This is a genomic window from Streptomyces sp. NPDC048192 (assembly GCF_043202415.1).
In the GTDB taxonomy this organism is placed as follows: domain Bacteria; phylum Actinomycetota; class Actinomycetes; order Streptomycetales; family Streptomycetaceae; genus Streptomyces.
The window spans coordinates 48,475-60,894 of the sequence record NZ_JBIDAL010000008.1 but is presented as its reverse complement, the minus strand read 5'-3'; the positions used below and the strand labels follow the sequence as shown (position 1 = coordinate 60,894).

Sequence of the window (12,420 nt, the reverse complement as noted above, 5' to 3'; positions counted from 1 at the left end):
CGGTGGCGCACGTCACGGAGCCGCAGGGGGGAGACCAGCGGCCTGCCGCCGTCACGGCCTCGGCGTTGGACTCCCCCACCCTGGTGACCGGCCTGGTCAGACGGCTTGTAGCCGAACCGTTGCCGTTCCGGCGGAAGTCCCTCACAGCGAGCGCATAGTGTGTGATGCCGTTCCTAGACGGTCGTGGGACCGGCATGAACTCCCCATGGGTTCGCGGCCGGTGGCGCGGCCGAAGCGCCGAGTACCTTCACTCAGGGGGAGTCAGAGCATGCGATCCATACGGCCGTCGTTCACCGTTCGGCGAGGGAGTGGTCCCCGCCGGACCTCCCCCGCACTGGCGGCGGTCGCCCTCGCCTCGGCGCTGGCGCTGACCGCCACCGCCTGCAACGGCGACGACACGGCCGACGGCAAGCCGACCGCCTCGGCGACCGCGGCCAGTGGCGGCGACGGCAAGATCAAGATCCCGGACGACCTCAAGCGGCGGCTGAAGCAGCACGGGATCGACATCGACAAGTGGAAGAACGGCGCCTGGAAGAACTGGAACAGGCAGGACTGGCTGCGCGAGGCCAACGACTTCATCAACCCGATCATCAAGGGTCTGTGGGACCCCGACCGGATGCGTCACGCCAACGACCCCGGCAAGGGCGTCCGCGACAACGACATCTCCGGTGACCAGGGCGTGACGGACCCGACCCCGCAGCCGGTGAAGGCCCAGGCGGTCGTGCCGCCGTACCACACCAACGCACCTGTCTCGGGCAAGGTGTTCTTCGACTCGCCCGAGGGCCACATGGTGTGCTCGGGCACGGTCGTGGAGGACCCCGCGCACCCGGGCAAGTCCAACCTGGTGTGGACGGCGGGACACTGTGTGCACGCCGGCAGGAACGGCGGCTGGTACCGCAACATGGCCTTCGTGCCGTCGTACAACAACTCGGGCAGGTCGGTTGCCCAGTTGCAGAACGCCAGCCGGTCCGAGATCGCGCCGTACGGCGTCTGGTGGGCCGACGGGGCGCGTACCTCGCAGCAGTGGATCGACCAGGGCGGTGAGAGCGGCGGCAACGGTGCGCCGTACGACTTCGCGGTGATCCATGTGACCCCGGAGCAGGGCAACGGCGGCAAGTCGCTGGAGGAGACGGTCGGTGGGGCGCTGCCCGTGAACTTCGACGCGCCGGCGGTGCCGAAGGTCAGCAGCATCACCGCGTCCGGCTATCCGGAGGCGGCTCCGTTCGACGGTCAGCTGCTGTACCAGTGCAAGGACAAGCCGGGCCGGCTGTCCCTCAACCAGTCGGATCCGACGATGTACCGGATCGGCTGCACGATGACGGCGGGTTCCTCCGGTGGGGGCTGGGTGGAGACGGGTGCCGACGGCAAGCCCGCGCTCGTGTCCAACACGTCCATCGGTCCGGTGACCTCGGGATGGCTTGCCGGTCCGCGGCTGGGCCCGGTGGCCAAGGACGTGTACACGTCGATGAGCAGGAAGTTCGCCGGGCAGTAGGAACGCCGGGCGGTGAGGGCGGCGGCCTGCACGTCTCGACGTGGGGGTTGCCGCACATCGGTGCCGCACGCGCCCCCCTGACAAGGCGCACGAAGGCCCGCCCCCTCGTACAGAGGGAGCGGGCCTTCGGTGCAGCCGTGGGTCAGGCCGCCGAGACCGGGGTGTACGGCGCCAGGTCCGCTGCCAGTTCCTCGTGCACCCGGACCTTGAGCAGGGTGCCCTCCGCGGTGTGCTCCTCGGAGATCACCTCGCCCTCGGTGTGGGCGCGGGCGACGAGCTTGCCGTGCGTGTACGGCACGAGCACCTCGATCTCGACCGCCGGGCGCGGCAGCTCGTTGTCGATCAGGCCGAGCAGTTCCTCGATGCCCCGGCCGGTGCGGGCCGAGACGGCGATGGAGCGCTTCTCGACCCTGAGCAGCCGCTGGAGGACCAGCGGATCGGCCGCGTCCGCCTTGTTGATCACGACGATCTCGGGCACGTCGGTGGCGCCGACGTCCCGGATCACCTCGCGCACGGCGGCGAGCTGCTCCTCCGGGTTCGGGTGCGAGCCGTCCACCACGTGCAGGATCAGGTCGGAGTCGCCGACCTCCTCCATGGTGGAGCGGAACGCCTCGACCAGGTGGTGCGGCAGGTGCCGCACGAAACCGACGGTGTCCGCCAGCGTGTACAGCCGGCCGCTCGGTGTCTGCGCCCGGCGGACGGTCGGGTCCAGGGTCGCGAACAGGGCGTTCTCGACCAGGACGCCGGCGCCCGTGAGGCGGTTGAGCAGGGAGGACTTGCCGGCGTTGGTGTAGCCCGCGATGGCGACGGACGGCACCTTGTGGCGCCGGCGCTCCTGGCGCTTGATCTCGCGGCCGGTCTTCATCTCCGCGATCTCCCGGCGCATCTTCGCCATCTTCTCGCGGATCCGCCGCCGGTCCGTCTCGATCTTGGTCTCACCGGGGCCGCGTGTGGCGAGGCCGCCGCGACCGCCACCCATCTGCCGGGACAGCGACTGACCCCAGCCGCGGAGCCTCGGCAGCATGTACTGCATCTGCGCGAGCGCGACCTGCGCCTTGCCCTCGCGGGACTTGGCGTGCTGGGCGAAGATGTCCAGGATCAGGGCCGTACGGTCGATGACCTTGACCTTGACCACGTCCTCGAGCTGGATCAGCTGGCCCGGGCTCAGCTCACCGTCGCAGATGACGGTGTCCGCGCCGGTCTCGATCACGATGTCCCGCAGCTCGGCGGCCTTGCCGGAGCCGATGTAGGTGGCCGCGTCCGGCTTGTCGCGGCGCTGGATGACGCCGTCGAGCACGAGCGCGCCCGCGGTCTCCGCGAGGGCCGCCAGCTCCGCGAGGGAGTTCTCGGCGTCCTGCGCGGTGCCGGTGGTCCACACTCCGACGAGCACGACCCGCTCCAGGCGGAGCTGGCGGTACTCGACCTCGGTGACGTCCTCCAGCTCGGTGGACAGGCCCACCACACGGCGCAGGGCCGCGCGCTCGGTGCGGTCGAACTGGTCGCCGTCCCGCTCGCCGTCGATCTCGTAGCTCCAGGCGACGTCCTCTTCCATCAGGGCATCGGCCCGAAGACCCTCGGGATAGGCGTGCGCGAGGCGCTTGGTGTCCTGGGAAGGGGAAGAAGAGGAGGTCATTGGATCCTTACGTCGATGGGATGCCGTTACGGCGTCGGTGGCGCGGGCCCGCAGGACCGCTTCTGAATGGTGAACGTACGAGTACCCCGGGAGATTCCCGTGGCCCGTCCCGCCCGACCCGAAGATGGTCGCACGAGGCGGCTCGTCGCGTCACCGTGTTATCGCGCGCCCGCGGCGCCCGGGCTCCCCGGCCGCGCCCCGCACGCCCGGCCTCACGGCCCCTGTGTCACCGGCCGCTCCCCTGCTTCCCGGCACCGCCGCCGTGCGTCGCGGTGTGGCCGTGCGCGACGTGGCCCGCCGGGCCCGCGGCCTTGGCCGGGCTCAGCGGCTTCCAGTCCGGGTGGCCCGGCATCGGCGGGGTCTTCTCGCCGTACAGCCAGGCCTTGAAGAAGCCGGTCAGGTCGCGCCCGGAGGTCGCCGAGGCCAGCCGGACGAAGTCGGCGGTGCCGGCGGTGGCGTCCCGGTGCTCTCTCACCCAGACGCGCTCCAGCCGCTCGAAGGCCGGCCGGCCGATCTCCTGCCGCAGGGCGTACAGAACCAGGGCCGCGCCGTCGTACACGTTGGGCCGGAAGATTCCGATCTTCTGGCCCGGAGCGGGCGGCTTGGGCCGCGCCGGCGGACCGCCCGCCTGGCGCCAGCGGTCGGAGGAGCCGTAGGCGGCCTTCATCCGCTCCTCCATGGGCCGGTGGGCGGTCTCCTCGGCGTACAGCTCCTCGTACCAGGTGGCGTGCCCCTCGTTCAGCCAGACGTCGGACCAGGTGCGGGGGCTGACGCTGTCGCCGAACCACTGGTGGGACAGCTCGTGCACCATGATCGACTCGACGTACCACTTGGGGTAGGCAGAGTCGGTGAACAGGTTCTTCTCGAAGAGCGAGAGGGTCTGTGTCTCCAGTTCGAACCCGGTGGAGGCCTGGGCCATGAGCAGGCCGTACGTCTCGAAGGGGAACGTTCCGACCTTGCTCTCCATCCAGGCGATCTGCCCGGGCGTCCTGGCGAGCCACGGCTCGAGGGCCTTGGCGTCGGAGTTGGGCACGACGTCGCGCACCGGCAGCCCTTCCGGCCCTTCGCGGCGCAGCACGGCGGAGCGGCCGATGGACACCTGGGCGAGTTCGGTGGCCATGGGGTGCCGGGTGCGATAGGTCCAGGTGGTCGTACGGCCGGCCCGGTCCGTTCCGGCGGGCAGCCCGTTGGCGACGACGGTGTAGCCGTTCGGGGCGGTGACGTGGAAGGTGAACATCGCCTTGTCGGACGGGTGGTCGTTGCACGGGAAGACCAGGTGGGCGGCGTCGGTCTGGTTGGCCATGGCGAGGCCGTCGGTGGTGCGCACCCAGCCGCCGTCCTGGTTCTTGGCGGCGACGGGATCGCTGGTGTGCCGCACGGTGATCCGGGTCCAGCTGCCCTCCGCGAGGGGGCTCTCCGGGGTGACGACCAGGTCCTCGCCGGCGCTGGTGAAGGCCGCCGGACGCCCGTCGACGTCGACCGACCGCACGGTGCCGTGGGCGAAGTCCAGGTTGATCCGGTCCAGGTCGGCGGTGGTCCGGGCGTCGATGGTGGTGACGGCCTGGAGGGGTTTGTCGTTGCTGCCGGGATAGGTCAGGGACACGTCGTACGACGCCACGTCGTAGCCGGGGTTGCCCAGGTACGGGTAGAGCCGGTCGCCGATGCCGAGCGGCTCGGCCGGGGCCGCGGCGGCGAGGAGGCAGACGGAGACGGCGGAGGCGAGCAGGGCCGCCTTCTGATGCCGGGAGATCCGGGGCCGGGCGCGGAGCCGGGTGATCCTGGACTGGGCGGGGCCGGACTGGGCGGTACGGGACGGGCCGAGGCTCGTTTGGGCGGTACGGGACGGGCCGAGGCTCGTTTGGGCGGTACGGGGCTCGGTGGGGCCGGTCTGGGCGGTGCGGGGCTCGGCGGGGCTGGTCGGGGAGGTGCGGTGGTGGGTGCGGGCCTGCGGGTCGACGTGAGGGTTGAGCGGCATGGACCACCGCTACCAGTGCGCTTCCGCACCGCGACGGCGACTCGCGCCCGGCCCACCCGAACGGGTTCCGTTCCGAGCGCCTTCTGATCCAAGCCCGGCGGCCTTCCGGCACCGGCCGAGCACCACCCCTGGCGGCGCCCCCTGGCGGCGGTCGTCAATCCCCCGGCGTCTGGTGCTGGGCGCGGGCCACGTCGTACACGCCCGGGACGTCGCGCATGGCGCGCATCACGGACGGGAGGTGGGCCGCGTCGGGGAGCTGGAGGGTGTAGGTGTGCCGGACCCGCTGCTGGCTGGGCGGTTCCACGGTCGCCGAGACGATGTCGGCGCCCGCCGAGGAGATCGCCTCGGTGAGGTCGGCGAGCAGATGGGGGCGGCCGAACGATTCAGCGACCAGGGTGACCCGGCACTCGGTGGTGTCCCCCCAGCGCACGCCGATCTCCGCGCGCCCCTTGCTCTTCATGTGCGTCACCGCGGCGCACGCCACCCGGTGCACGGTCACCACTCCCCCACGCACCGCGAAGCCGGTGATCTCGTCCGGCGGCACGGGCGTACAGCACCCCGCGAGCCGTACGGACGCGCCCGGCCGGTCCACGAGGACGTCGGGACGCCGGGGGCGGCCGGCCTCGGCGCCCGACGCCGGAGCGGCGCCGGTCACGGGGCGTGTACCCGTCGCGAGGCGCGGCGCGGCGACGCCCTCGGCCGGTTCCAGGCGCGGGTCGGCCGCGTCGTCCGTCCCGCCGCCGCCGGGGTGTGTGGCCAGCCAGCGCTGGATGGCGATGCGGGCGGCCGGGGTGTGGGCGTGCTCCAGCCATTCGCGGGAGGGCTCGGAGGCGGGGTCCTGTCCCATGAGGAGCTGGACGGTGTCGCCGTCCTTCAGGACGGTGCTGAGGGTGGCCAGGCGGCCGTTGACGCGGGCGCCGATGCAGGCGTGCGCGTCCTCGCCGTACTGGGCGTAGGCGGCGTCCACGCAGGTGGCGCCCTCGGGCAGGCCGAGGGTGCCGCCGTCGGGGCGGAAGACGGTGATCTCGCGGTCCTGGGCGAGGTCCTCGCGCAGGGTGGACCAGAAGGTGTCGGGGTCGGGTGCGGCCTGCTGCCAGTCCAGGAGGCGGGAGAGCCAGCCGGGGCGGGTGGGGTCGGCGCGCTCGCCGTCGGCCGGGGCCTCGGATGCGGCAGCGCCGGAGGCGGGGGCGTCGGAGGCCGCGGCGTAGGGGTTGCCGAGGGCGATGACTCCGGCCTCGGCGACCTTGTGCATCTGGTGGGTGCGGATGAGGACTTCGACGACCTGTCCGTCGGGGCGGGCGACGGCGGTGTGCAGCGACTGGTACAGGTTGAACTTCGGTACGGCGATGAAGTCCTTGAACTCCGAGACGACCGGCGTCATACAGGTGTGCAGTTCGCCGAGGACGCCGTAGCAGTCGGCGTCCTCGTTCACCAGCACGAGCAGGCGGCCGAAGTCGGTGCCGCGCAGCTGCCCGCGTTTGCGGGCGACGCGGTGGACGGAGACGAAGTGGCGGGGGCGGATGAGGACTTCGGCCTGGAGGCCCGCCTCGCGCAGCACCCCGCGCATCTCGTCGGCGACCTCCGCGAGCGGGTCGTCGCGGCGGGCGGCGTTCTCGGCGATCAGTTCGCGGGTGTGCTCGTACTCCTCGGGGTGGAGGATGGCGAAGACCAGGTCCTCCATCTCGGTCTTCAGGGCCTGCACGCCGAGGCGTTCGGCGAGCGGGATGAGGACGTCGCGGGTGACCTTGGCGATCCGTGCCTGTTTCTCGGGGCGCATCACTCCGAGGGTGCGCATGTTGTGCAGGCGGTCGGCGAGTTTGATCGACATCACGCGCACGTCGTTGCCGGTGGCGACGAGCATCTTGCGGAAGGTCTCCGGCTCGGCGGCGGCGCCGTAGTCGACCTTCTCCAGTTTCGTGACCCCGTCGACGAGGTAACGGACCTCCTCGCCGAACTGATCCCGCACCTGATCCAGCGTCACATCGGTGTCCTCGACGGTGTCATGGAGCAGGGAAGCGGTCAAGGTCGTGGTCTCGGCGCCGAGTTCGGCGAGGATCAGGGTCACCGCGAGCGGGTGGGTGATGTACGGCTCGCCGCTCTTGCGCATCTGGCCGCGGTGCGAGGACTCCGCGAGGACGTAGGCGCGGCGCAGCGGGTCGAGGTCGGCGTCGGGGTGGTGGGCGCGGTGCGCCTCCACGACGTGGCTGATCGCGTCGGGCAGCTTGTCGCGGACGGCGGGGCCGAGCAAGGCGGCCCGGCCGAGCCTGCGCAGGTCGATCCGGGCCCGGGATTTCCTGCGGTCCGCTCTGGGCACCGCGGGGGCGGTGGCCGCCGCGGACGCCATGGGCGCTACCGGGCCAGGACTCGCGGGGTTCGTGGCCTCCGCACTCATGGGCACCTCCGGCTCGTGGACCGGCGGACGGGGCCCCAGGGCGTACGCGGCTCAGGGATGGCGACGTTCCCCCGTCCGTGCCGGTGCTTGATGCTATCGAGCCCACCACGTGCGACCGACCGCCTCTCGCCGAGCGTGAAACGGATCACCCATTCGAGCGAAGAGATCGATGTTTAGGATTTGCGCCAACGACTCCGGAACCGCCGGTGGTTCACTCGACCCCCGGTCGACGGAAACCGCTGATCCGGGAGGTGAGGACGTCTTTCCGGCCGGTCGTTCCGGATCAGCGGAGGGCGCTTTCCAGCCAATCTCCGTCGATCTCGCCCTCGGCGACGATCACGGCGGGTCCGGTCATCTCGATGTCGCCGTCGGGCCGTTCGGTGATGGTCAGACGGCCGCCGGGCAGATCGACGGTGTACGTGACGGGGGTGCCGGTGACCACCGGGTCGGCGCCGTCGCGGCGGGCCGCGGCCACGGCGACCGCGCACGCGCCCGTGCCGCACGAACGGGTCTCGCCGGAGCCGCGCTCGTGCACGCGCATGGCGACGTGGCGGGGGCCGCGGTCGACGACGAACTCGACGTTGACCCCGTCCGGGTATGCGGACGCCGGGCTGACCGGCGGCGGGCTGTAGAGGGTGCCGGCCTGCGCCAGGTCGTCCACGAAGGCGACCGCGTGCGGGTTGCCCATGTTCACGTTCCGCGCGGGCCAGCTGCGCTCGCCGACGTTCACCGTGACCTCACCCTCCGGCAGCCGGGCGCGGCCCATGCCGACGGTGATGTCGCCGTCCTTGGCGATGTGGACGGTCTTCACGCCCGCGCGCGTGGCGATCGCGAGGTCGCCTTCGCCCACATGGCCGGCGTGCTGGAGGTAGCGCGCGAACACACGAACGCCGTTGCCGCACATCTCGGCGACCGAGCCGTCGCCGTTGCGGTAGTCCATGAACCACTCGGCCTCGGCCGCCATCGCCCGGGCCTCCGGGTGGGCGGCGGAGCGCACCACGTGCAGCACCCCGTCCCCGCCGATGCCGGCGCGACGGTCGCACAGGGCGGCGACGGCGGCCGGGCTCAGGTCGAGGGCGTTCTCCGGGTCCGGGACGATCACGAAGTCGTTCTCGGTGCCGTGACCCTTGAGGAAGGGGATCGGTGTGCTCATTCCTCGATCGTACGGGGTCGCTGCGCCGGGCTTCGCCGGTGGGAGACGGGGTGGTCGGGGTGCCGGGAGGCCGCGGCCCGGTGGGGGCTTATCGCGCTGTTCCCCGCGCCCCTTCGGGTCCTGCGCCGCTTCCGGGCTTCTTCTAGCGGAGCCGTGCGACGCGCCACACCGCGAGGACGACCACCACGGCCACCAGGAGCACGTATCCGAGGACGACCCGCCAGTCGGGGCGGCGGCCGGAGCCCCGGGCGGGCAGTCCGGGCCAGGTGTAGCCCACGCGGCGGGCGGCCATCATGCCCCAGCCGGCGGCGCAGGAGCAGATCAGCAGGCCGAGCATGGCGATGACGGCGCCGCTGTCGCCGAAGTCGAAGGCGAGCGGGAAGGCGAACATCAGGGAGCCGACGGCGGACAGTCCCACGATGGGGGCGAGCTGCCACAGGCGGAGCCTGCGCTGCGGACGCAGTTCGACCTCGACCTTCGGACCGTCGGAGTACATCTCCTCCGGCTCGGGCCCGTCGTCCGTCACTCCGTCCGGCGCCTCGTCGGGGCCGTCGTCGGCCAGCCGGGCTCCCCCGAGGGGATCCTCGCCGGCTCCGCCCAGGGGCTCCTCGCCCAGCCGGGGAGCGCTCAGGGGATCGTCGCTCAGCCGAACGGCGGTCAAGGGGTCCTCGCTCAGCGGGAGAGCACTCAGGGAGCCCTCGCTCAGCCGGTCCCCGGCCGGCCGCTGCTCGATCACGCGGGCCTCCGCGCGACGGCCTCCCGCGCGACCGTCCTCCACGCGACGGTCCTCGGCGGAACGGCCGTCGGCCAGGCCGCTCCGCTCCGTGTCCAGGAGGCCTCCGGACAGCCGGTTGCCGCCCAGCCGGTCTCCGTTCCGCCGCTCTTCCGCGAGGTTCCGGCCGTCTTCGGCGAGACGGTCCTCGGCCAGGCAGTCGTCGGCGGGACGGCCGCCGCGCGGGTCCGGTTCGTCACCGGCGGTGGTGACATGCTCTGCACTGTGTGCGGTGTCGCGAGGGCCGGCCTCCATCGCCACGCGCCCTCCCAACTTGGCTCCACTTGGTCGATCGAAGCTCGATGATGGCACGGCGCCGAAGGCAGCGATGACCGGCGGCGCATCCCGATGCCATGACGTGATCAGGCTGTAACCGGTCGTTCGACCAACGCCAGGGCCTGGTGCGGAAGTTCCCCGCGGTCCGCGACGGCCCCGCTCAGCCAGTGCACCCGGGGATCGCGCCTGAACCACGAATCCTGGCGGCGGGCGAAGCGCTTGGTCGCACGCACCGTCTCGGCTCGCGCTTCCGCTTCCGTGCACTCCCCGGCGAGCGCCGCCAGCACCTGCTGGTAACCGAGCGCACGCGACGCCGTGCGCCCCTCGCGCAACCCCTGCGCCTCCAGTGCGCGCACCTCGTCCACGAGACCGGCCTCCCACATCCGGTCGACGCGGCGCGCGATGCGCTCGTCCAGTTCCGGGCGGGCCACGTCCACCCCGATCTGCACGGTGTCGTACACGGAGTCGTGGCCCGGCAGGTTCGCGGTGAACGGCCGGCCGGTGATCTCGATCACTTCCAGCGCCCGGACGATACGGCGGCCGTTGCTCGGCAGGATCGCGCGGGCGGCCTCCGGGTCGGCGGCGGCCAGCCGGGCGTGCAGCGCGCCGGAACCGCGCAGCGCGAGCTCCTCCTCCAGGCGGGCCCGGACCACGGGGTCGGTGCCGGGGAACTCCAGGTTGTCGACGGCCCCGCGGACGTACAGGCCGGAGCCGCCGACCAGGATGGGCCAGCGGCCCTCGGCGAGCAGTGCGTCGATCCGGGCGCGGGCCAGCTTCTGGTACTCGGCGACGGAGGCGGTGACGGTGACGTCCCAGATGTCGAGCAGGTGGTGCGGGACGCCGCCGCGCTCCTCGGGCGTCAGCTTGGCGGTGCCGATGTCCATCCCTCGGTACAGCTGCATGGAGTCCGCGTTGACGACCTCCCCGCCGAGCTGCTGGGCGAGGAAGACGCCGAGATCGGACTTTCCGGCCGCGGTGGGTCCGACGACGGCGATGACGCGGGGGGTGGAGGGTGCACTGCTCACCGCACCAGTCTTGCAAACCTGTGGGCGGTGCCTCGAACGAGTTACGTGACAGGTCGGATCCCTGGTCGTTGCCCGTGCGGATACCGCCATCCGGATCACCGGAGGCGGTGGCCCGGGCGGCGCAACCGTACGCACCGGGTGACGCGGGAATTCGCCCGCACGAGTACCGTATGGAGTGGATATGGGCGTTTTTGCACGACTCCTCGGCAGGTCGAAGACGGCTCCGGAGGCGTCGGCCGCCGAGGCGCAGACCGGCGCGGAGCCGGACGAGGCCGAGGGAGCGGAGCCGGCTCAGGCCGAGGCGGCCGGCACGGCGGAGGCGAAGGGTTCGGCCGGGGACGCCGGCGAGGACGCGACGGGGCGCTGCGGCGCCGCGGCGGACGACGCGTCCGACGGCTCCGGCATCCCCAAGCAGCAGTCCGCCGAGGAGGCCGCCGACAACGAGTCGGGCGAGGGCGCCCGGAGGTAACCGCCCGGCGAGGGAAGGTGGACCATGGGTCTGATGGACAACATGAAGGCCAAGCTCGGCCCGGCCAGGGACAAGGTGTCGGACCTCGCGCGCCAGCACGGGGACAAGGTCCAGCACGGCATCGACAAGGCCGCGAAGGTCGTGGACGAGCGGACCAAGGGCAAGTACAGCGACAGGATCCAGACGGGTACCGGGAAGGCCAAGGAGGCGTTCGACCGCCTCGCGCACAAGGAAGGTCCCGGCCCGGCGACCGGCCCCGGCCGGCCGACGACCCCCACCCCGCCGGAGGGCCCGCCACCTGCTTCCTGAGTCTCGCGAACGGCATGCGCACCAAGGGCATGCGGTACGGCGGACGGCCGCGGAGCACGCCGGCTCCGCGACCGTCCGCCGTCCCGTTCCCCCACGACCAGTCCTCCTAGGACCAGGTGGCCACCACATACCCCACGCCGTACGGCGCGTCCTCGTACAGCAGGGAGCCGGTGAGGGCCGTGTCCTGCGCGGCGCCGGCCAGGATCTGCCAGGGGGCCCGGCCGGAGGCCTTCAGTTCGTGCGCCAGAGCGGGGTCGAGCGCCTGGAGGGCCGGGACGTCCGCCGTGCCCAGCGCCCGCGCGACCTCCGCGTCGAAGGGCGCCGCCCGCTCGTCCAGGTAGCCCGGAGCCTTGACCGTGCGGCACGCGCTGGCGTCTCCCATGACCAGCAGCGCCACCCGCTCCGCCCGGGCGCCGGTCTGCCGGCCGGCTTCGGCGCTCCGCTCGGGCGCCAGCGACTCCTCGACCGCGAGCCCCTCGATCGGGGCATCGGCCCAGCCGGTCCGCTCCAGCAGCCACGCGCCGACGGCCAGCGACGGCGGCAGCTCGCGCCTGGAGGACTCGGAGCCGGTGTCGCCGGCGGAGCCGAGCCGTACCCGCACGTCGACCCCGAACCCGCGGAAGGACCCCGGGGTGCCCTGCGGGAATGTTCCGCCTCCGCTGTCCCCGGCGGGCCCGACGACCACCAGGAGGTCCGGGCGGGCGGCCGCGAGCACGCCGAGCGCGTCGGTGCACGCCGAGCGCGCGGCGTCCATCTCGGGAGCGGCGCCCGCGGCCACCTCGGGCACGAGCAGCGGAGGGCAGGGACAGACTGCGGCGGCGACAAGCATGATCGGCAGGGTACGCCGTGCGACGGCCGCCGGCCGAGCCGGTCCTCGAGGGGCACGCCGGTCGGGCCGAGGACGTGAAAACGTCCTCGGCACCT

10 protein-coding genes are annotated in these 12,420 nt (G+C 72.5%); 3 read left to right on the top strand and 7 right to left on the bottom strand.

What is annotated here, in order from left to right; all coding sequences use genetic code 11:
- Positions 1 to 268: 268 nt before the first annotated feature.
- Positions 269 to 1,492, top strand: a complete 1,224-nt coding sequence (locus ACGFZN_RS18310; RefSeq protein ID WP_393859490.1) for a trypsin-like serine peptidase — start codon at positions 269 to 271, stop codon at positions 1,490 to 1,492.
- A 142-nt stretch (positions 1,493 to 1,634) separates the two neighbouring features.
- Here the strand turns inward: ACGFZN_RS18310 and hflX are convergent, their stop codons facing one another.
- The 6 genes from hflX to miaA all read right to left on the bottom strand — a co-directional run bounded on the left by hflX (position 1,635) and on the right by miaA (position 10,718).
- A complete protein-coding gene (gene hflX / locus ACGFZN_RS18305; RefSeq protein WP_393859489.1) occupies positions 1,635 to 3,125 on the bottom strand; it encodes a GTPase HflX in 1,491 nt (496 codons plus the stop codon).
- 226 nt (positions 3,126 to 3,351) lie between these two features.
- Positions 3,352 to 5,100, bottom strand: coding sequence for a M1 family metallopeptidase (locus ACGFZN_RS18300; protein WP_393859488.1), 1,749 nt, complete (start codon positions 5,098 to 5,100; stop codon positions 3,352 to 3,354).
- Positions 5,101 to 5,254: 154 nt separating this feature from the next.
- Positions 5,255 to 7,492 carry a RelA/SpoT family protein gene (locus tag ACGFZN_RS18295; RefSeq protein ID WP_393859487.1) on the bottom strand — a complete coding sequence of 746 codons (2,238 nt, stop codon included), beginning with the start codon at positions 7,490 to 7,492 and terminating at the stop codon, positions 5,255 to 5,257.
- A gap of 283 nt (positions 7,493 to 7,775) precedes the next feature.
- On the bottom strand, positions 7,776 to 8,645 hold the full coding sequence (dapF, locus tag ACGFZN_RS18290) for a diaminopimelate epimerase (RefSeq protein ID WP_393859486.1): 870 nt from the start codon (positions 8,643 to 8,645) through the stop codon (positions 7,776 to 7,778).
- A gap of 142 nt (positions 8,646 to 8,787) precedes the next feature.
- Positions 8,788 to 9,261 carry a hypothetical protein gene (locus ACGFZN_RS18285; RefSeq protein ID WP_393859808.1) on the bottom strand — a complete coding sequence of 158 codons (474 nt, stop codon included), beginning with the start codon at positions 9,259 to 9,261 and terminating at the stop codon, positions 8,788 to 8,790.
- A gap of 518 nt (positions 9,262 to 9,779) precedes the next feature.
- Positions 9,780 to 10,718: a tRNA (adenosine(37)-N6)-dimethylallyltransferase MiaA gene (gene miaA, locus ACGFZN_RS18280; RefSeq protein ID WP_393859485.1), complete on the bottom strand. Its 939-nt coding sequence runs from the start codon at positions 10,716 to 10,718 to the stop codon at positions 9,780 to 9,782.
- A 181-nt stretch (positions 10,719 to 10,899) separates the two neighbouring features.
- Here miaA and ACGFZN_RS18275 point away from each other — a divergent pair, with 181 nt between their 5' ends.
- On the top strand, positions 10,900 to 11,187 hold the full coding sequence (locus ACGFZN_RS18275; RefSeq protein WP_393859484.1) for a hypothetical protein: 288 nt from the start codon (positions 10,900 to 10,902) through the stop codon (positions 11,185 to 11,187).
- Positions 11,188 to 11,211: 24 nt separating this feature from the next.
- Positions 11,212 to 11,496, top strand: a complete 285-nt coding sequence (locus tag ACGFZN_RS18270; RefSeq protein ID WP_393859483.1) for an antitoxin — start codon at positions 11,212 to 11,214, stop codon at positions 11,494 to 11,496.
- A 106-nt stretch (positions 11,497 to 11,602) separates the two neighbouring features.
- Here ACGFZN_RS18270 and ACGFZN_RS18265 read toward each other — a convergent pair whose 3' ends face one another.
- The gene (locus ACGFZN_RS18265) at positions 11,603 to 12,325 is read right to left on the bottom strand and encodes a class III extradiol dioxygenase subunit B-like domain-containing protein (protein WP_393859482.1); all 723 of its coding nucleotides are present in this window, start codon (positions 12,323 to 12,325) and stop codon (positions 11,603 to 11,605) included.
- Positions 12,326 to 12,420 lie beyond the last annotated feature (95 nt).